21 protein-coding genes are annotated in these 19,748 nt (G+C 70.5%); 2 read left to right on the top strand and 19 right to left on the bottom strand.

Features of this window, described 5'->3' with window-relative positions; translation table 11 throughout:
* Positions 1–66: 66 nt before the first annotated feature.
* From BXA11_RS14310 to BXA11_RS14295, 3 genes are read right to left on the bottom strand one after another with little or no spacing between them, the layout of a single operon-like run.
* Positions 67–1,473, bottom strand: a complete 1,407-nt coding sequence (locus BXA11_RS14310; RefSeq protein WP_083744223.1) for a recombinase family protein — start codon at positions 1,471–1,473, stop codon at positions 67–69.
* 33 nt (positions 1,474–1,506) lie between these two features.
* Complete coding sequence (locus BXA11_RS44545) at positions 1,507–3,180, bottom strand: YifB family Mg chelatase-like AAA ATPase (protein WP_239105259.1); 1,674 nt, start codon at positions 3,178–3,180, stop codon at positions 1,507–1,509.
* A gap of 1 nt (position 3,181) precedes the next feature.
* Positions 3,182–3,535: a YraN family protein gene (locus BXA11_RS14295; RefSeq protein ID WP_076434904.1), complete on the bottom strand. Its 354-nt coding sequence runs from the start codon at positions 3,533–3,535 to the stop codon at positions 3,182–3,184.
* 313 nt (positions 3,536–3,848) lie between these two features.
* Between BXA11_RS14295 and BXA11_RS14290 the strand changes: the two genes are divergently transcribed.
* Positions 3,849–4,778, top strand: a complete 930-nt coding sequence (locus BXA11_RS14290) for a tyrosine recombinase XerC (protein ID WP_076434903.1) — start codon at positions 3,849–3,851, stop codon at positions 4,776–4,778.
* A 35-nt stretch (positions 4,779–4,813) separates the two neighbouring features.
* Here the strand turns inward: BXA11_RS14290 and BXA11_RS45345 are convergent, their stop codons facing one another.
* The 10 genes from BXA11_RS45345 to rpsP form a co-directional block, all read right to left on the bottom strand.
* On the bottom strand, positions 4,814–5,533 hold the full coding sequence (locus BXA11_RS45345; protein ID WP_083744221.1) for a M23 family metallopeptidase: 720 nt from the start codon (positions 5,531–5,533) through the stop codon (positions 4,814–4,816).
* Positions 5,534–5,603: 70 nt separating this feature from the next.
* Entirely contained in the window at positions 5,604–5,927 is a 324-nt protein-coding gene (locus BXA11_RS14280; protein ID WP_030511723.1) for a DUF2469 domain-containing protein, read from the bottom strand.
* 54 nt (positions 5,928–5,981) lie between these two features.
* Positions 5,982–6,707: a ribonuclease HII gene (locus BXA11_RS14275; RefSeq protein WP_030511724.1), complete on the bottom strand. Its 726-nt coding sequence runs from the start codon at positions 6,705–6,707 to the stop codon at positions 5,982–5,984.
* Positions 6,708–6,785: 78 nt separating this feature from the next.
* On the bottom strand, positions 6,786–7,538 hold the full coding sequence (gene lepB, locus BXA11_RS14270; protein WP_239105261.1) for a signal peptidase I: 753 nt from the start codon (positions 7,536–7,538) through the stop codon (positions 6,786–6,788).
* A gap of 27 nt (positions 7,539–7,565) precedes the next feature.
* Positions 7,566–8,414 (bottom strand): signal peptidase I, encoded by an 849-nt coding sequence (lepB, locus tag BXA11_RS14265; RefSeq protein ID WP_076434902.1) that lies wholly within the window; start codon positions 8,412–8,414, stop codon positions 7,566–7,568.
* 108 nt (positions 8,415–8,522) lie between these two features.
* Entirely contained in the window at positions 8,523–8,888 is a 366-nt protein-coding gene (gene rplS / locus BXA11_RS14260) for a 50S ribosomal protein L19 (protein ID WP_030511727.1), read from the bottom strand.
* Positions 8,889–9,038: 150 nt separating this feature from the next.
* The gene (trmD, locus tag BXA11_RS14255) at positions 9,039–9,911 is read right to left on the bottom strand and encodes a tRNA (guanosine(37)-N1)-methyltransferase TrmD (RefSeq protein ID WP_083744220.1); all 873 of its coding nucleotides are present in this window, start codon (positions 9,909–9,911) and stop codon (positions 9,039–9,041) included.
* 10 nt (positions 9,912–9,921) lie between these two features.
* Entirely contained in the window at positions 9,922–10,437 is a 516-nt protein-coding gene (gene rimM / locus BXA11_RS14250; RefSeq protein WP_030511729.1) for a ribosome maturation factor RimM, read from the bottom strand.
* Positions 10,438–10,613: 176 nt separating this feature from the next.
* On the bottom strand, positions 10,614–10,856 hold the full coding sequence (locus BXA11_RS14245; protein WP_030511730.1) for an RNA-binding protein: 243 nt from the start codon (positions 10,854–10,856) through the stop codon (positions 10,614–10,616).
* Position 10,857: 1 nt separating this feature from the next.
* A complete protein-coding gene (gene rpsP, locus BXA11_RS14240) occupies positions 10,858–11,313 on the bottom strand; it encodes a 30S ribosomal protein S16 (protein WP_030511731.1) in 456 nt (151 codons plus the stop codon).
* A 271-nt stretch (positions 11,314–11,584) separates the two neighbouring features.
* Here rpsP and BXA11_RS14235 point away from each other — a divergent pair, with 271 nt between their 5' ends.
* Positions 11,585–12,271 (top strand): DUF4232 domain-containing protein, encoded by a 687-nt coding sequence (locus tag BXA11_RS14235; protein WP_143734257.1) that lies wholly within the window; start codon positions 11,585–11,587, stop codon positions 12,269–12,271.
* Between the two features lie 101 nt (positions 12,272–12,372).
* On the opposite strand, the gene ffh is transcribed toward BXA11_RS14235, so the two are convergent.
* The 6 genes from ffh to BXA11_RS14205 form a co-directional block, all read right to left on the bottom strand.
* Positions 12,373–13,920 (bottom strand): signal recognition particle protein, encoded by a 1,548-nt coding sequence (ffh, locus tag BXA11_RS14230; RefSeq protein ID WP_076434900.1) that lies wholly within the window; start codon positions 13,918–13,920, stop codon positions 12,373–12,375.
* Positions 13,921–14,047: 127 nt separating this feature from the next.
* Positions 14,048–14,599 (bottom strand): GTP-binding protein, encoded by a 552-nt coding sequence (locus BXA11_RS14225; protein ID WP_076434899.1) that lies wholly within the window; start codon positions 14,597–14,599, stop codon positions 14,048–14,050.
* Positions 14,600–14,606: 7 nt separating this feature from the next.
* Positions 14,607–15,044, bottom strand: coding sequence for a DUF742 domain-containing protein (locus BXA11_RS14220; RefSeq protein ID WP_083744218.1), 438 nt, complete (start codon positions 15,042–15,044; stop codon positions 14,607–14,609).
* Between the two features lie 118 nt (positions 15,045–15,162).
* A complete protein-coding gene (locus BXA11_RS14215; RefSeq protein ID WP_076434898.1) occupies positions 15,163–15,585 on the bottom strand; it encodes a roadblock/LC7 domain-containing protein in 423 nt (140 codons plus the stop codon).
* The gene (locus BXA11_RS42080) at positions 15,585–18,830 is read right to left on the bottom strand and encodes a sensor histidine kinase (RefSeq protein WP_208865565.1); all 3,246 of its coding nucleotides are present in this window, start codon (positions 18,828–18,830) and stop codon (positions 15,585–15,587) included. Before BXA11_RS42080 ends, BXA11_RS14215 begins: the two co-directional genes overlap by 1 nt.
* Positions 18,831–19,211: 381 nt before the next feature.
* Complete coding sequence (locus tag BXA11_RS14205) at positions 19,212–19,748, bottom strand: GTP-binding protein (protein ID WP_197042833.1); 537 nt, start codon at positions 19,746–19,748, stop codon at positions 19,212–19,214.

The raw sequence follows: 19,748 nt of genomic DNA, 5'->3' as shown, positions 1-19,748 counted from the left end.
CGTCAGCACCCGGACAACAGAGAAAGCCCCCGGGAAACCGGGGGCTTTCTCTGTGACGCTTAAGCGTCACTTCCATTCAATGCGGACCGTCTCCGGCCGGAAGACGCTGACGCCCCGGCCCGGGGAGTCAAGCCGGACGATCATCAGTGTGTCGATCACGAGCCGTTGCCGCGCGGTCCCCAGCGTCTCCCAGACGGCAGCCACGTCATCGGCCTTGACCAATGGTCCGAGAACGTCCACACGCCCCGCGTCGGCTAGCTGGCTCTCGATCACGTTGAGCTTCATCGTGAGCCGCTCATTGGCCGTCCGCATCTGGGACTTCGTCAGCGTGCCGTCCGCGTAATCAATCGCGAGGTTTTCCAGCCGCTCCCGGAGCGCCACTGCTTCGGCTCTCAGCGCGCCCGTGTCCGGCCGCTTCCGGTCGATCAAGAGCTCTGCCGCATCCGGCTGTGACAGGCGCTCGATCACCACGCGAGAGACGAAGTCCTCGATCGGGAGCGCCTTCCGATGGACGTGCCGGACGGAGGGGTCCGCCTTACCTCCCGGACTCTTCGTGTACCCGCCACAGCGGTACATCGGGTAGGTACTGAATGCACCCCCGGCATGCACGGTCGCGTCACAGCCTCCGCACCGGCCGATCGCGGTGAGGAGACGCCTGGCCCCGCGAGGGGTCGTCATCGCTGCCCGCTTCTCGAAGATGTCCTGAGCCGCGCGCCAGGTCTCCTCACTCACGACGGCAGGCCAGACGGCCCGGCCGACGATCTCTCCGCTGTGAGCGCGAAGTCCGGCGTATCGGGGATTGGCGAGGACGTGCCGGACACTGCCCCACTTCCACTCCCGGGACTGGCCAGAGAAACCCCGCGCGTTCCACTCTCGGGCGATCTCCGCGAGCGGGACGCCAGAAAGCACGGAGTCAAAGCCCCACCGGACCGCGTCGGCTTCCTCCGGGACGATCGTGACTCCGTCCGGCTGATACCCGAAGGGCTTCCGGCCGGACACCCATCGGCCATCTTGTGCCGCTTGCAGCATCGCGCGCCGCTGACGGTCGCTCTTCTGGTCGATCTCGTGACGCGCCACGCCGGACAGGACGTCAGCCACGAGCCGACCGGCCGGGGTCGAGAGGTCGATGTCCGCACCTCTGACGAAGGCGAGCGTCACGCCGTGCTTCTGGCACGTCTCGATCAGGCGGAGCCCGTCCCGCCGGTTGCGCTCCAGACGTGTCCAGTCCCATGCGATCACGGCTTGCGCTTCGCCGCGCTCAAGCGCCTGTAGGAGCGCCTCGAAGCCCTCCCGGGGCTTCCGGCCTGCCGCGCTCCGGTCGTTGTCCGTCAGCGTCCTGACGGCCGTCCAGCCACGCAGCTTGGCGAGTTGCTCCGCGTCCTCACGCTGCCGAGTGACCCCCAGCTCTTCGCCGGTCCGGTCCATACTCTGACGGGTGTAGATGATCACTCTTCGGTCATCCGTGCTTGCCATGTAGTCAAGGATGAACGTCCGCTAAAAGTATGTCTAGGCCACGCGGAGCACACGATCCAGACCGCGTGCGCTGAGCGTGCCCACGTCGAGACCTCGATGGAGCGGGGCCATCGCGGCGTCGGGCAGGCGGAAGTCACGGTGCAACACAGATGACGACACCTCCGCGTTGGTGCGCCAAGGAGTGCCGGCCAACCGTCTGGCGGCCCGTTCGCGCGCCAGTCTCACCCGCTCGGCCACGGTCGCGCTGGTCTCCATGAAGTGCCGGTCCGCGAGCAACTCGGCGCGGGTGGCCCGGCCGATCTTCACCTTCACGTCGACGCGATCCAGCAGCGGCCCGGAGAGCCGGTCGAGATACCGGCGCCGGCCCGCGGGGGTGCACTTGCAGGGGTGCCCGACCGTTCCCTGCAGACCGCACGGACACGGATTGGCCGCCATGACGAGCATGAACCGGGCGGGGAAGGTGACCGCGCCGACGGCTCGCGCGATGGTCACCGTGCCCGACTCGAGGGGTTGCCGCAGGGAGTCGAGCACGGTCGTCGCGAACTCCGGTGCCTCGTCGAGGAAGAGCACGCCTCGGTGTGCCAGCGACACCGCTCCGGGTCTCACGACGCCTCCGCTCCCGCCGCCCACGACGGCCGCCATCGTGGCGCTGTGATGCGGGGCCATGAAAGGCGGCCGGGTGAGCAGCGGACGCCCCGGCGGCAGCGTTCCCGCCACCGAGTGGATGGCCGACACCTCCAGGGCCTTCTCCTGGTCCAGTCGGGGCAGAAGGGTCGGCAGGCGCTCGGCGAGCATGGTCTTGCCGCTCCCCGGCGGGCCCAGCATCCAGAGGTTGTGCCCTCCGGCGGCGCACACCTCCAATGCCTTGCGGCCCATCGGCTGCCCGGCCACGTCGCACAGGTCCGGTCCCGGCACCCCCCGGTCGCCGGCGTACGGGCCTGCCGGACGCGGTGCGTCCACGACGCGACGAGCGTCACCGCCACGCTCGGCGTAAGCGCCATGGCCGGCCTGCCCGCCCTGCCCGGCCTGCCCGGCCTGCCGGCCACACTCGCCGCGCTCGGCCTGTTCATCGTGCTCGGCCTGTTCGCGGGGCTCGCCGTGCTCGGTGTGCTCTATGTGCCCGCTGTGTCCGGCGTGCTCGGCATCCTGGGCGAGCGAGGCGGCGTCGTCCACCACCGGAAGCCGGTGCAGGTCGCCCGAGCGCAGCCACCCGACCAACTCGCCGAGAGTGGCGACGGGAACCACGGTGAGATCGGGCACGAGAGCGGCCTCGGCGGCGTTGAGCGCGGGCACCACGACCGTGCGCACGCCCGCCTCCGCGGCGGCGAGCGCGGCCGGCAGCACGCCTCTGATCGGCCGGACCCGCCCGTCGAGACCGAGCTCGCCGACGAACATCGGCGCCGCGATCCGCTGCGCGGGGACGGCGCCGGCCGCACCGAGCACCGCGATCGCGATGGCCAAGTCGAAGATCGATCCTCGCTTGGGCAAGGTGGCCGGGAACAGGCTCACGGTGACCCGTGCGTCGGGCCAGGCGAACCTGCTGTTGATCAGCGCGGATCGCACGCGGCCCCGCGCTTCGCTGATCGCGGTGTCGAGAAGCCCGATGAAGTGCGTTCCGGCGATGCCGGGGCCCACATCGGCCTCGACCTCCACGAGGCGTCCGGTGACGCCCACGAGGCCGACGCAATGGGTCCGGGCGACGGGCATCTCAGACCACCCCGCGTTCGTGCCTGAGCGAGAAGTCGCCCGCGAACCGCTCGATGGCGATCACGTCGATCCGTATGGTGTCGAAACGCTCCGTGTGCGTGGTGAGCCACTTGACGGCCAGCGTCCGCAGGCGCAGCAGTTTCTCCCCGGTCACCGCCTCGAAGGCGGTGCCGTGGCTGCGCCCGGAGCGGGTCTTCACCTCCACGATCACCAGCGCGTCGCCGTCGCGGGCGACGATGTCGATCTCGCCCTCCGCGCAGCGCCAGTTGCGGTCGAGTATTCGAATGCCCTTCGCCGTCAGAAAGGTCACGGCGAGTTGTTCACCCTGTCTGCCCAGCCGATCTTTCGCCGCCATGGGACCACCTCCGCCGCAGACATTCGCCGAAGCGGCCCCCGGCCCGTGCCGCCGAACCTCTTTCTGTGGATAAGTCCGCCGCATCATTCGACGGCTGTGGACGGACGAGGGAGATCGCAGAAACGGGCCTGATGAGGTGCACACCGCGCTGGTAGCCGGATCGCCACGCCGTCCCGCCGGCAAAGGGCCCGTACGCCGGGCGGTACGGCGTGCGCCCCCCGCCCGGGCGCCGTCCCGTGAGTGCCACCACACCCCCCGGGCGGCCCGGCCTACCGGAATGAGACCGCGTGCCGGAATGAGACCGGTGGGTAGCATGCGGATCGTGGCAGCGGGCGAAGAGCGGGAAGCCGGGGAGTTCGGCGCCGTCCTTGAGCAGTTCGAGCGGCATCTGCGTCTCGAACGGGACCTTTCGCCCCACACGCTGAGGGCGTATCTCGGCGACGTTTCCTCGCTGTTCGCGCACATGAAGGCCGCCGGGCACGACGACCTGTCCGGTCTTGACGTCGTCGTCCTGCGCGACTGGCTGGGGGACCAGCACCAGGCCGGACGATCGAGGGCGACGCTCGCCCGCCGGTCCGCCTGCGCCCGCGTCTTCACCGCCTTCTGCCATCGGCGCGGATGGCTGGCGAGCGACCCCGGGCTGCTCCTCGGCACGGCGAAGGTAGAACGCCGGCTGCCGAAGGTGCTGGACCAGGCCGAGGCCGAGGCCGTCCTGTCCGCGCAGGGGCCGGGCGACGCCAGGGACCTGCGCGATCGGGCGATGCTGGAGCTGCTGTACGCGACCGGCATGCGGGTGGGCGAGTTGTGCGGCCTCGACGTGGACGACGTGGACCGGGATCGCCGGACGGTCCGCGTGCTGGGCAAGGGACGCAAGGAGCGGACTGTCCCCTTCGGGCTGCCCGCCCTGCACGCTCTGGACGCGTGGTGCGTGCGCGGCAGGCCCCTGTGGATCCGCGAAGGAAGCGGCCCCGCGCTGTTCCTCGGCGTGCGGGGAGGCCGGATCGACCAGGGCACCGTCCGGCGTGTGGTGCACGCCCACCTGGCCCAGGTCGAGGGAACCCCCGACATGGGCCCGCACGGGCTGCGTCACACCGCCGCCACCCATCTCCTCGAAGGCGGGGCCGACCTGCGATCCGTGCAGGAGATGCTCGGGCACGCCTCACTGGCCACCACGCAGATCTACACGCACGTGTCCATCGAGCGGCTGCGGGCCGCCTATCGCCAGGCCCATCCCCGCGCCTGAGCACCGCGGCCCCGGCCCGGGCTTCGCCACGAGCCTCACGGTCGTCGTGACGCCCGGCGGGCTTCGCCGGCGGCCCAGCGCGGCAGAAGACGGACCTGCCCCCGGCCGAACAGCAGGAGCGGGTCCAGGTAGAGACGTCCGCGCAGGAGCCCCCAGTGCAGGCAGGGGGCGGTGCAGTGAGCGGCGGCGTCCTCCTCGACGACGCCGATGACCTGACCGGCCGCGACGGCGTCACCAGGCCTGACCAGGGCTCGGACCGGCAGATAGGTGGTGCGCAGGCCGTCGGGGTGCGAGATCGTCACGACTCCCCGGCCTGCGACCCGCTCCGCCAGGCCGACCGTTCCCGGTCCTGCGGCCACGACCTTCTCCCCGGGCCGCGCGGCCAGGTCCACGCCCCGGTGACCGGCCAGCCACCGCTGTGGGGGCGGATCGAAGCGCCTCATCGGACGTGCGGGCCCGGAAAGCGGCCAGCGCCAGCCGGACGCCTCCCCAGGCGGCCCCATCGGGCCCGGTCCGGCCGTCCCTGCCCCCGCGGATCGTGATGCCCGCGTCGGCGACGCCCCCGTCGGCGTCGTCTCCGCGGGCCGGGACGCCTCCGCCGACGACGGGTGCGCGGACCGGGGCCCACTCCCCGTCGCGTACGGCTCCACGGAGCTTCTGGCGGCCACGGGCCGGACCGCGCCGGATGGCCGGCCGGGAGCCGCGGTCAGCAGGACCAGCAGGACCAGTACGAGCACGTACGCGACGAGACGCATGCCACGACGATGCGCCCCGAAGGCTCGCGCCGAGCGGCCGAACGCCGTTCTGGGGACAGACCGCGCACGATCAGCTCGAGAAGCCCTCCTTGGGCATCTCGAGGTCGGGCTTGGCCAGTTCCTCGACGTTGACGTCCTTGAAGGTCACCACCCGCACGTTCTTCACGAAGCGGGCCGGGCGATACATGTCCCAGACCCAGGCGTCCTGCATCTTCACGTCGAAGAAGACATCGCCGTTCTCGGCGGTGCGGACGTCGAGATCGACGGAGTTCGTCAGATAGAAGCGCCGCTCGGTCTCGACCACGTAGGTGAACAGGCCGACCACATCGCGGTACTCCCGGTAGAGCTGCAGCTCCATCTCGGTCTCGTACTTTTCGAGATCTTCCGCGCTCATCCCGGTCCTCCTCTTCCACTCCCCGTCGGGATCCCACCGTCGAGGCCGACCCGTTCAGACGACACCGGTTCCAACCTCATTCTCGCGCATGTCCTCATCCTGCCCCGTCCACAGGCCCCCGGCCGGGATCCTTGTCCCACGAGTCACCCTGGCCACCGTCACGAACGAGAACCGATGGTGCGGACTCGGCCCGTGCCGCGCCAGCGCCCGCCGATGACCGGGAGTCACGTAGCCCTTGTGCAGAGCGAAGCCGTACTGCGGGTAGACCTCGTCGAGGCCGTGCATCAGCCGGTCCCTCGTCACCTTCGCCACGATCGAGGCCGCCGCCATGCACGCGGCGACCTGGTCGCCCTTCCACACGGCCAGCGACGGCGCGGGCAGCCCCGCCACCGGGAAGCCGTCCACGAGGACGTAACCGGGGACGAGCCCCAGCCCGGCGACGGCCCGCCGCATTCCCGCGACGTTGCACTTGTGCAGGCCGCGCGAGTCGATCTCCTCGGGCGGGATCACGACCACGCTCACGGCCCGGGCGGTCGCCGTGATCCGCTCGTAGAGACGCTCGCGCACGGCCTCGGTCAGAAGCTTGGAGTCGCTCAGCCCGTCGATCTCCCGCCCCAGCACGACCGCGGCGACGACCAGCGGTCCGGCGCAGGCGCCGCGACCGGCCTCGTCCACCCCGGCGACCGGCGTGAACCCCCGCCGGGCCAGGGCCCGCTCGTAGCCGTAGAGTCCGGAGTCCCGTCGTACGACACTCGGGCGCGGGCGATAGGCAGCTGTCATGACGACAAGCAGATTACGCCCCATTCGGGACCGGCGATACGGCCGGAACCACCGCCGACAGCAAAGCCGCAGGTGAGATCAGCGTACGGCGGAGAAAGTGCCGGGCCGGGAAAGCAGCGAGATCCGGTTCAGCGGCCAGTAGCGCAGGAACGCCCGCCCGGTCACGTCGTCCTCGGAGATCGTGCCCTCGTGCCCGTCGTCGGTGTAGAAGCGGGAGTCCGCCGAGTTGTTCCGGTGGTCGCCCATCAGCCACAGGCGCCCCTTGGGGACCGTCACGTCGAATTTAAGGTCGGAGGGCTTGGCCCCCGGGTAGAGGTACTTGCCCTCCTCGTCCAGCGGCGTCCCGTTCACGGTGATGCGGCGCTTGGCGTCGCAGCACTTCACGTGGTCGCCGCCCACCCCGATCACCCGCTTGATCGTGTCCTCGCCGTTCCAGCCCTTGAAGACCACGATGTCGCCGCGCTCCACCGGCCCGAGCTTGTACGCGAGCTTGTTGACCACCACGTAGTCGTTCACCAGGAGCGTGTTCTGCATCGACTCCGACGGAATCCAGAACGACTGCAGCAGGAAGGTGTGGACCAGCAGGGCGACGACGACCCCGCCGAGCACGTACATGAGGGTCTCGAGAAAACCGGAGCGCTTCCTCTTCGCGGGCCGGCCCTTCTTCCCACCGGCGGCCGGCGCGTTCTCGCCCGCCTCGCCCGCCTGGCCCCCGGCCGCCGCCTCCGACGGCTCCACCGGTACCTCCGGTTCCGCCGGCTCTCCGGGGACGCGGTCCGCGGACTCGACCGGCCCCGCGGTGCCTAAGCGACCCTCGTCGGACTCTCCCACGGCTGCCTCCTCCGGCTCTGTCACGTCCTACCGTCGCCTCACCAGCCGCCGGCGCAGGGCCACCAGCGGCACGGCCCCCGCGAAGCCCGCGACGAAGGGTGCGGCCCCGAGGGCCGCCTGGAGCGCCGGCTGCGTGAACGTCTCCGGAATCGGCAGGATCTTGGCCCGGTTGAACGGCCAGACGATGACGAACGCGCGGCCGATCACCTTGTCGGCCGGAATGGTGCCGCCGCCCGGGTCACCCATGTGCAGACGAGAGTCCCAGGACACCGAGCGGTGGTCGCCCATCACCCACAGGCGGTCCGGCGGGACGGTGACCTCGAACTCGCGCCCGGACGGCTCGTCGCCGGGATACAGGTACGACTTCTCGTTCAGCGGCACGCCGTTCACCGTGACCCGGCCCTGCTCGTCGCAGCATTTGACCTTGTCGCCCGGCACGCCGATGACCCGCTTGATGTAGTCCTTCTCCCCCGGCACGACCCCGAACGCGGTGCCGAGCCAGCGCAGCCCGGCCGCGATGGGGTTGGACGGCTCCTCGAGCTGCACCTCGGGGTCCCAGGAGTCCACGCCGGAGAACACCACGATGTCGCCGCGCTCGATGTCGCGTACGTGGTAGACCAGCTTGTTCACCAGCACCCGGTCGTTGATGAGGAGCGTGTCCTCCATCGACTCGGACGGGATGTAGAACGCCTGGACCACGAAAGACTTGATCAGCAGGGCCAGAGCGAGGGCGACCACGATCAGGACGGGCAACTCCCGCCAGAACGAGCCTTTCTTCTTCCCGTCCTCGGCGTTCTGCTTGACGTCTTCGGCGACCACGTCCACCCCGTCCTCGGCGGGGCGGCGCGTGCCCGGCCCCTGTCCCTCGCTAGCCATCGCTGCTGAGCCTAGATGATGTCCGCGACGGCGAGCGCCGGGGACACCGCATCACCGGCAAAAAGAAAGTGGCCCGCGCCTGGGGCACGGACCACGATCTCCAAAGCCTTACTTGGCGGCCGGCTGCGCCTCGCGCTTCTCGCGGATGCGCGCGGCCTTTCCGCGCAGGTCGCGCATGTAGTACAGCTTGGCCCGGCGGACGTCGCCGCGGGTCACCACGGTGATCTTCTCGATCACGGGGCTGTGAACCGGGAAGGTGCGCTCGACGCCGACGCCGTAGCTGACCTTGCGGACCGTGAACGTCTCACGGATGCCACCGCCCTGGCGGCGCAGGACGAAGCCCTTGAACACCTGGATGCGGGACCGGTTGCCCTCGACGACGCGGACGTGGACCTCCAGCGTGTCACCCGGGCGGAAAGCCGGTACGTCGCTGCGAAGGGCAGCCTTCTCGATCTCCTGGATCTGCGTGTGCATGGCGGCGGTTCCTCATTGACAGGGGCACGCGGAGGTCCACCCGGCCGGCCCGAGGGCCCGGCGACGAGGGGGACACGCGTGCTTGGCTTGATACGTCTTGTCTGCGTTCAGCCGGGCGCACCCGGCCATGCCGAAGTAGGCAGCAGCGATTCAGTCTGCCATATCTTCGGGCCCCGCGCGAAACGCGCTGTGAACCTCGGGGGGAAACCCGGTGGGAGACGCGGCGGCGGGACGGCGTTCATCGACACGTTCCTCGAACTCCTCGATGACGCGCCGGTCGTGCTTGTCGAGGCCGTCACGGTCGAGCCTGGCGACCAGTTCGGGCCTCCGGTCCAGGGTGCGGCGCAGCGCCTCGTCGCGCCGCCAGCGGGCGATCCTGCCGTGATGTCCCGACAGCAGGACCTCCGGCACCTCGTGCCCCCGCCACACGGGCGGCTTGGTGTAGACGGGGCCTTCCAGCAGATTGGCCATGGCCCCCGGCGCGAAGGAGTCGTCGGCGACGGAGCGCGCGTTGCCGAGGACCCCCGGCAGCAGCCTCCCCACGGCCTCGACCATCACCAGGACGGCCGCCTCTCCCCCGGCTAAGACGTAGTCGCCGATGCTCACCTCGTCGGCGCGCAGACGCTCGCCGTACTCGGCGACGACGCGGGAGTCGATGCCCTCGTAACGCGCCGGGGCGAACAGCAGCCACGGCTCCTCGGCGTACTCCAGCGCCACTTCCTGGGTGAACGGCCGGCCGCTAGGCGTGGGGACGACCAGCCGGGGCAGCGCGTCCGCCCCGCGGGCCGCGCGTCCGCCCTCGATCACCGCGTCGACGGCCTCGCCCCAGACCTCCGGCTTCATCACCATGCCGGGGCCCCCGCCGTACGGCGTGTCGTCCACGGTCTTGTGGACGTCGTGCGTCCAGTCGCGCAGTTGGTGAAGGTGGATGTCGAGGATGCCGCGCTCGCGGGCCTTGCCCATGAGGGAGACGTCGAGCGGGGCGAAGTACTCCGGGAAGATCGAGATGATGTCGACGCGCATCGGCGGCCCCCTACTCCGCCTCGGCGTCGAGCAGGCCGGGTGGGGCGTCGACGACGAGAATCCCCTTGCCCAGGTCGATCTCGGGCACGAGCGCCTTGACGAACGGAACGTACGCCTCGTCGCGGGAGGGACGGGCAACCACCAGCAGGTCCTGCCCGTGGTGGAGGACGTCGCTGACCTCGCCGACCCGCTCGCCCTCGGTGGTGACCACCGTCAGGCCGATCAGCTCGTGGTCGTGGAACTCGTCGGGGTCCTCGATCGGCGGCAGGTCCGCGGAGTCCACGACGAGCAGCGTGTCGCGCAACGCCTCCGCGGCCTCCCTGCCCTCCACACCGGCCAGGGTCAGCAGCAGGATCCCCTTGTGCCACCGGGCCCGCTCCACCGTCAGCGGACCGGCCGAGGCCGGGTCGGTGACCAGCGTCGCCCCCGGAGCGAAGCGCAGATCGGGCTCGTCGGTGCGCACCTCGACCGTGACCTCGCCCCGCACACCGTGCGGGCGGCCGATCCTGCCCACGACTAGCTGCACTTGTCGCCTACCTCCGCTACCGCTGCAACGCGACTTCTACACGACTTGATCGCCACGGTTCGAACGTCGCCGCCCGAACCGGTCTGTCACTGCGAACCACCTGGAACAGACCGGTTCGAGCCCGGAAAACACGCCGGGGGACCCCGTTGCGGGGCCCCCCGGACGCGTCGTTCGGCTCAGCGCGCCTCTTCCAGGTCGACCAGGTCGATCCGCACGTACTTGCCGTTCGACAACGCGTTGAGCACAGTGCGCAACGCCTTCGCCGTACGGCCGCCACGGCCGATGACCTTGCCGAGGTCGTCGGGGTGTACCCGGACCTCGAGAACGCGCCCGGTGCGGATGCGCCGTGCGCGGACCCGGACGTCGTCCGGATGCTCGACGATGCCCTTGACCAGGTGCTCGAGGGCCTCCTCGAGCACCTCAGGCCTCGCCTTCCGGCTTCTCCTCCGCGGCCGGGGCCTCGGTGGTCTCTTCGGCCTTCACGGTCTTCTTGGCCTTCTTCGGCGTGGTGGCGGCGGCGCCGGTGTCACCCGCCAGCGACTCCTTGGCGGCCGCCTCGTACGCCGCGTGCCGGTCCGGCTTGGGCTCGGCGACCAGGAGCGGCGTGGTGGGGGCGGGCTCGCCCTTGAACTTCTGCCAGTCGCCGGTCAGCTTGAAGATCTTCAGGACCGGGTCGGTCGGCTGCGCGCCGACGCCCAGCCAGTACTGCACCCGCTCGGAGTTCACCTCGATGCGCGAGGGGTTCTCCTTCGGGTGGTACAGGCCGATCTCCTCGATGGCACGGCCGTCCCGCTTGCTCCGGGCGTCGGCGACGACGATGCGGTACTGCGGGTTGCGGATCATGCCGAGCCGCTTGAGCTTGATCTTGACTGCCACGGGTGTGGTCTCTCCTGCATTAGAGCGTGGGTGAGCGGTGTCTCATCGAGTGGGGCACGATGGGAGCCCGCCCGAGGGACAGGCGCGACCGGCGGGGGTGAGAGGGCACCCGCCAGGTCACGATGTTCCAGCCTGACATTCTGCCAGATGATTCCCCATGCTCCGCAAAGGACGGTCCCTTCGCCGCCCTGATTTCGGCACGGATGCACCCATGCCTGCGGAAGGGGCGTGCGAACTGATCGCGCGAACAGGCCGTCCAATGGTCATGCGAATGACGGACACAACCCTCACGGCCGGAGCGGCGGTTCTCGCCCTGCTGGCCGCGGGCTGCGGCACGGTCACGACGCCCTCCGCGGCCTCCGCTCCCCCGGCCAGGACGACGACCGCGCACACGACGGCACCGCACACGACGACCGCGCACACGACGGCAGCGTCCGCCGCGGACACGGGACGGGCCACCGCCGCGGGCGCCGCGTCCGCCCGGTACGGCGCCGCGGCGCGAACCACAGCCGCACGAACCACGGCCACTCAAACCACGGGCGCCGCCCCCCAACGGTGCCGTACGACCGGCCTGCGGGCCCGCGTGGGACGGCAGGACCCGGGAGCCGGCAACCGCTACGCGCCGCTCGTGCTGACCAACACGTCGGGCAAGACCTGCTGGGTGTACGGCTTCGTCGGGCTCGTCCTCATCGACGGCCGGGGTGACGTGCTGCGCACGCGCACCCGCCGCGAGAGCGTCACCCCGCACCGGGTCACGCTGCGTCCCGGGGCGAGCGCGCACGCCCGGCTCCACTGGACCGTGGTGCCGAGCGGGCACGAGACCCGGTGCCCCGCCTCGGCCCGGCTGATGATCATCCCGCCGGACGAGGTGGCGCATCTGGAGGTCCCGTTCAGCACGACGGTGTGCGACGACGGCAGGATCGACGCCAGACCCATGGCCCCCGGCGCCGGCCTCTGACACGAGACGCCGGCCTCCGGCACAGGACAGGACACCGCGCGCGCCTCTGACAGGACCGCACCGCCGCCCGCCGGCAACCGGCGGGCGGGCGCGTGGGCGGGTCAGTTCTGGCCGGGCAGCTTCAGCTTCGACGGGTCGAAGCCGGGCGGCAGCTCCATGCCGGGGGGCAGCTGGCCGCCGCCGAGGTTGCCGAGCAGGCCCTTGGGCAGCTTCGGAGCGTCCGAGGACGACGCGTTCGCGCCGGCCTTGCCGAGCGCGGCCTTGCGCGGGTCGCCGCTGACACGACGGCCCTTCTTGGGCTTCTGCGCCTTCTGCTTGCGTCCACCGGGCATGCCCGGGATGCCCATGCCCTGGGTCATCCGCTTCATCATCTTCTGCGCCTCGAAGAAGCGGACCACCAGGTTGCTCACCTCGGTGACCGTGACGCCCGAGCCGTTGGCGATGCGCGCCCGGCGCGAGCCGTTGATGATCTTCGGGTCCTGGCGCTCGCCTGGCGTCATGGAACGGATGATCGCCGCGATGCGGTCCAGGTCGCGGTCGTCGACCTGGTTGAGCTGCTCGCGCATCTGCCCCATGCCCGGCATCATGCCGAGCAGGTTCTTGATGGGCCCCATGCGGCGCACCATCATCATCTGCTCGAGGAAGTCCTCCAGCGTGAAGCCGTCCCCGGAGACGAGCTTGCCCGCCATCTTGGCGGCCTCCTGCTCGTCGAACGTCTTCTGCGCCTGCTCGATCAGGGTGAGGATGTCACCCATGTCGAGGATCCGGCCCGCCATGCGGTCGGGGTGGAAGGCGTCGAAGTCCTCGAGCTTCTCACCGGTGCTGGCGAACATGATCGGCCGGCCGGTGACGTGCCGCACCGACAGGGCGGCGCCGCCGCGGGCGTCGCCGTCGAGCTTGGTCAGCACCACGCCGTCGAAGCCGACGCCGTCCATGAACGCGCCGGCTGTGCTCACCGCGTCCTGGCCGATCATCGCGTCGAGCACGAACAGGACCTCGTCGGGCGTGACCGCGTCGCGGATGTCGGCGGCCTGCTTCATCAGCTCCTGGTCGATGCCGAGGCGGCCGGCGGTGTCGACGATGACCACGTCGTGCTGCTGGCGGCGCGCGTGGTCCACCGACTGCCGGGCCACCGCGACCGGGTCGCCCACGCCGTTGCCCGGCTCGGGGGCGTACACGGCCACACCGGCGCGCTCGGCCATGACGGCGAGCTGCTGCACCGCGTTGGGCCGCTGGAGGTCGCAGGCGACGAGCAGTGGGGCGTGCCCCTGGTCGCGCAGCCACTTGGCGAGCTTGCCGGCCAGGGTCGTCTTGCCGGAGCCCTGGAGACCGGCCAGCATGATCACGGTCGGCGGGTTCTTGGCGTAGCGCAGCCGCCGCGTCTCGCCGCCCAGCACCTCGATGAGCTCGTCGTTGACGATCTTCACGACCTGCTGCGCGGGGTTGAGCGCCTGGGAGACCTCGGCGCCGCGGGCCCGCTCCTTGATCCGGGCCACGAAGTCCTTCACGACCGGCAGCGCGACGTCCGCCTCGAGCAACGCGATGCGGATCTCGCGGCAGGTCGCGTCGATGTCGGCGTCGGAAAGCCTGCCTTTGGACCGAAGGGAGGAGAAGACCGAAGTCAGCCGGTCGGAAAGCGTCTCGAACACGTGTTTGGCCAGCCTCGAAGCGAGTGGACGGGTCGGTGAACCATCAGTCTCCCCAGACTATCCGCCCGCACGCCCTTCACGCCCGTGCCGCGGGGGCGAGATCGCCGGTCCGGCCCGTTCCCGGTCCTCACCGGACCGCGCTCACGTGGGACGTGAGCGCGTGTTCGACCAGCGTGATCAGGGTGCTCTTGACCGACTCGCGGTCGCGGGCGTCGGTGCGGACGATCGGAACCTGGGGCGACAGCGTCAGGGCCTCGCGCAGTTCGCCCTCTCCGTGGGTGTACTCCCCGTCGAAGCCGTTGACGCCGACGACGAACGGCAGACGCGCCTCCTCGAAGTAGTCCACCGCCGGGAAACTGTCCGCCAACCGCCGGGTGTCGACCAGCACCACCGCACCGATCGCCCCCCGCACCAGGTCATCCCACATGAACCAGAACCGATGCTGACCCGGCGTACCGAACAAATACAAAATCAGATCCCGGTCCAGCGACACCCGCCCGAAATCCATCGCCACCGTCGTGGTCGTCTTGTGCGGCACCAACCCCACATCGTCCACACCCGCCGAGGCATCCGTCATCACCGCCTCGGTCGTCAACGGCACGATCTCCGACACCGCCCCCACGAAGGTCGTCTTCCCCACACCGAAGCCCCCCGCAACGACGATCTTCGTCGAGGTCAACCCCCGGCTAGAGCCTGCGAAGTCCACTGAGCACCCTTTCCAGCAAGTTCAGATCCGGCTTACCGGCCTCCAACTGCGGCTGATGCACATGCACCAGCCCCTCCGCCGCCATGTCCGCGATGACCACACGGACAACACCCAGCGGAATCCGCAGCAACGCCGACACCTCAGCCACCGACCGCACCTGACGGCACAGCGTGCTGATCGCCTGGCGCTCCGGGGTGAGCGTGGAGAGGTCCTGATGCATCACCGTGGCGGAGGACACGAGTGCCTCCATGGCGAGTTGGAGCCGTGGTGCCGTGCGCCCGCCGGTGACGGCGTACGGCCGCACCAGCGAGCTCTGCTCCGTCGGCGCCGGCGTCGGGACGCGGTTCGTGCCTCCGTACTGCCGGTGGGCGTCATCCACCGGCGGATAGGCCTCGTTGTTCCAGCCGCCGCCTGCCACAGCGTCCTCCTGACCTTTTCGCTCTCGCTCCGGAAACCGGCGGCCGTCCCGGCCGCCCGCTCAGGGCGTCTTCCCCGATCTGTCCTCCACCGCGTGCCTCACTTCGCGGAGTCTTCCGTCACCGCGGGTGGGACGCCTGGAGCTCGGCGCGAACCGCGGGGGTCAGCACCTGACCCGCCCGCTCGACCAGCAACGTCATCTGATAGGCCACCAGACCCAGATCGGAGTCGGCAGCCGCCAGCACCGCCAGACAGGACCCGTCACTGATCGACATGATCAGCAACAACCCCCGCTGCATCTCCACCACCGTCTGCGTCACCGGGCCACCCTCGAACACCCGCGACGCACCCTGCGTCAAACTGATCAACCCGGCCGCCACCGCCGCCAGCTGATCCGCCCGGTCCTTCGGGAACCCGTCCGAGAACGCCAGAGGCAACCCGTCGGCCGACACCACCACGGTGTGCGCCACACCCGGCACGTTGTTCACGAAGTCCGTGATCAACCAGTTGATGCCGCGTGCGGCCTGGCTCATTTCCCTCATCAGTCCTCCTTCTCACTGTCCTGGGCATCGGGCGTGCCCAGGGGCGCCGCCCCGGGATATGCCTGGTCCTCCCCGGCCTCCCCGCGGGCGACCGCCCGGCCCTGCCGGATGCCCTGCTGGAAGCTGGAGAGTCTGCTGCGCACCCGCTCGGGCGAGAGCACGGGCGGGGGCGGCGGCGGGGCGGCCGCCGCTGCCGCGGCGGGCTCCGCGGAAGGGGTGGGAGCCGTGGCCGAGCCGGGCACCAGGTTGGCCTTGGGCACCCGCTTGGGCAGGCCGGACGAGGTGACCCCACCCAGAGCCGGCTCGCTGGCCGCCTTGGCCGCCTGCCAGCCGACGTCCGCCGGGGACGACCAGGTCCTGGTGTCCGCGGCGGGCTCGTCGTCCGACTCGCTCTTGTCCGCCGGGAGGTCGACCTTCTTGAACCAGTCCGACTCGACCGCGGCGAAGATCGGGAGGAACTCCTCCTCCGACTCCAGCGGCGAGGTCCGCACCACCGGCAGCGGGCCGGTGTTGTCGTCGCCTTCGAATGGGCCGCGAGCGGTCCGTCCGGGCCAGCCCGCGCCGTCGTCCTGCGGGGTGCCGGGCCAGGAGCCGCCTCCCGGAGGAGGCAGGTGGCCGGGCCAGGGCGTGTCCACGGGGGCCTCGCCGACGTGGCCCCGGCTGAACGGGTTGGTGTCGAAGGGGCTGGAGTCGAACGGTCCCGAGTCGAAGTTCGTGGTCTCGAACGGGTCCCGCTCGGGCGCCGTCCTCTCGGTCGGCGTCTTGTCGAAGGCCGCACGGTCGAACGGCCCGGACTCGAACGGGCTGCGGGCGAACGGATCGGGCTGCCCGCCCTGACCGAAGCCGCCGGTGTCGAAGGGGTTGCGGGCGAAGGGGTCGGACGGCTCGCCCGGCCGCCCCGCACCGCCGGCCTCGAACGGGTTGCGCGCGAACGGGTCGGCGTCGGCGCCGCGGCCCTGCGGCGGCTCGAAGGGGTTGCGGGCGAACGGGTCGGGGTCGAAGTCGACGGTCTCCCGCGGGAAGGACTCGAAGGGCCCACGCTCGAAGGGGTCCCCGCCGGGGGTGCCGACGCCGGGCGCGTCCGCGCCGAACACCGGGGTGCGCGGCGGGTTCTCGAACGGCGTCGGGCTGGCGAGGGCCGGCGCGTTGCCGAACATGGGAGCGCCGAACTGCGGCCCGGCTCCGACCGCCGGCATCGGGCTGGTCAGCTCGGGCTGCGGCATGCCCGGCACGCCGGGGAACGCCGGACCGGCGTTGGCCAGCAGCGCCTCGGGCAGCAGCACCATGGCCGTCAGGCCGCCCGTGTCCTGCTGGCGCAGCTGCACGCGGATGCCGTGACGCAGCGCCAGACGGCCGACCACGAACAGGCCCATGCGGCGGGACACCGACACGTCCACGACCGGCGGGTTGGCGAGCCGGTAGTTGGTCTGGGCCAGCTCCTCGGGCGTCATGCCGATGCCCTGGTCGCTCACGGAGATGATCAGGCCGCCGCCGTCGATGCGGTTGCTCGACACCGTGACCTTCGTGTCGCGGGGCGAGAAGGAGATGGCGTTCTCCACCAGCTCGGCCACGAGGTGGACGACGTCGTTGACCGACTGGCCGACGACCGACGCTCCGCCCGGCACCTGGATGTCGACGCGCTCGTAGCCCTCGACCTCCGACAGCGAGGCGCGCACGACGTCGACGATGGGCACCGGCTGGCCCCAGCGGCGTGCGGGCTCCTGCCCGGCGAGAACCAGAAGGTTCTCACTGTTGCGGCGCATGCGGGTCGCCAGGTGGTCGAGCTTGAACAGGTTCCCGAGCCGCTGCTCGTCCTGCTCGCCCTGCTCCAGACCGTCGATCAGGGACAGCTGGCGCTCCACCAGCGTCTGGGTGCGCCGCGACAGGTTGACGAACATCGCGTTGACGTTGCTGCGCAGCCGGGCCTCGTCGCCCGCCAGCCGGATGGCCTCACGGTGGACCTCGTCGAAGGCCCGCGCGACTTCACCGATCTCGTCGCGGCCGACCACCTGGATCGGGGCGATGGGCGGGACCTCGGCGGCGTCGCCGGCCTCCCGCAGCTTCTGGACCGTGTCGGGGAGGCGGCTGCCGGCGATCTCCAGCGCCTCACTGCGCAGCCGCCGCAGCGGGCGTACGAGCGAGCGGGCGACGCCGGTGGTGACGAGCAGAACCGCGATCAGCAGGAGGGCGACGGCGACGGCCACGATGATGGCCCGCTGCTGCTCGTCGTCCTTGAGCGTCTGGCTCCGCGCCACGATGGAGGACGTCAGCTTGGCCTCGACGGTGCGCATCCGGTTGATGGGCTGCGACATCGCGTCGTACCAGAGGCGGGTGTCGTCGCGCACCGACAGGTCGAAGCCCTTGAGCGGGAAGCCCGCGTTGGCGCGGTCGAGCACCAGCGTGCGGATGAACTCCGCCTGGTCGACCTTGCCGCCGGTGACCGTGTTGTCGTAGTCGGTGCGTTCCTCGGGGGTGGCGCCCTTGCGGAAGGCGCGCAGCTCGCTCTCCTCCGCGGACACGGCGCCGAGGAAGTTCTGCAGCTGGGCCTGCTCGAAGCGGCCGTTGGGCAGCACCGTGGTCAGCAGGCCGCGCTGCACGGAGGCGTTCTCCTTCACACGGGCGAGCGCGGCCAGCGTGACGGACGAGGCGGCGAGCCGGTCGTCCTGCGTGCTCTTGGCCAGCTCGTCCTGCAAGGCCAGCAGAGTATCGATGACGAGGGTGTACTGGTCGAGCACGGCGCTCGGTTGCAGGTTCCCCTGCATGGCCTGGCTCCGCAGGACCTCCACACCGTCGAGCTTGCCGATGATGTGGTCGATCTCGTCGGAGGCGCGGCTGCCCACCTTCGTCCTGACCTCGTTGGCCAGGTTCCGGACGGCGGTGGCCGCCTTGTTGGTGAGAAGGGTCTGCGCCTTGACCGCGGCGGACGCCTTCGCCGGGTGGCCGAGCGTCGCGTTCCAGGCGGCGCGGTCGCGTTCCGACTGCAGCTCGTGGGTGAGGCCCGCAACCTTGTCGACAAGCCGCGCCAGGTCGCTGATCTGCTGATACTCAGCCGCCGTGGTGACGGAGGTGACAACCCGCAGGCCGCCAAGCAGCAGCGCCGCCGCGGTGGGGATGAGGATCAGCGCGACAAGCCTGGAGCGCACGCGCCAGTTGCGCAGGAGAAAACGACTTCCCTCGTCGGGCTCCTGCTCAGCCGGAACCCCGGTCCCGGGGCTCTCGTCGGTCCGGGGGTCTTGTGTCCTCACAGGCTTTGCAACCTCTCGCAGTATGTGCGCACAGGGGGAGTGTCTCAGCACGGATGTGGCTGGCGTGACGTGCGAGACGTCCTGCAGGCGAGGGTAATTGCAGCACACCGACACCAGGGAGGCCAACCGAACACCCGTGCACAAATAGCCTAGACAGGCATGTAGATGATGTTATTTGGTTAAATATCGGGTCAGCATCAATACCGAATTCTGCCCTGCCAGGTAGCCGCCGGTCCTGGGGACGGGACCACCGAAGGCAAAGGTTGCGGCTCCGGCGTCGTGCTCCGGCCGGACGCCGCGAGGGCGGCACCCTGCGGGGTACCGCCCTCGCCGGCCCCGTCCGCAGGGCACGGTCTGTCCGGAACACGCTCTGTCCCGCGTTCAGTACTGTTTGCCGTACGCGGCCCGGACGGTCAGCACGTATTCGACCAGGCTGATGAGCGTGGACTTGACGGCTTCCCGCGAGCGCGCGTCCGTACGGACGACGGGGACGTGCGGAGGCAGCGACAGCGCCTCACGGACCTCCTCCTCCGAGTGGAGGAACTGCCCCTCCCAGCCGTTCATCGCGACGAGGAAGGGGAGCTGCGCCTCCTCGAAGTAGTCGATGGCCGGGAAGCAGTCGGCGAGCCTGCGGCTGTCGACGAGCACGACCGCACCGATGGCGCCGCGGACGAGGTCGTCCCACATGAACCAGAAGCGGTGCTGGCCCGGCGTACCGAACAGGTAGAGGATGAGGTCCTGGTCGAGCGAGAGCCGGCCGAAGTCCATGGCGACCGTGGTGGTCGTCTTGTTCGGCGTGAGCCCGAGGTCGTCGATGCCCGCGCTGGCGTCGGTCATCACGGCCTCGGTCGTCAGCGGCAGGATCTCGGAGACGGCACCGACGAAGGTCGTCTTCCCGACGCCGAACCCACCCGCCAC

The sequence above is a fragment of the Microbispora rosea genome (assembly GCF_900156315.1).
Classification (GTDB): Bacteria; Actinomycetota; Actinomycetes; order Streptosporangiales; family Streptosporangiaceae; genus Microbispora; species Microbispora rosea.
This window is presented reverse-complemented; position numbering and strand designations above follow the sequence as displayed.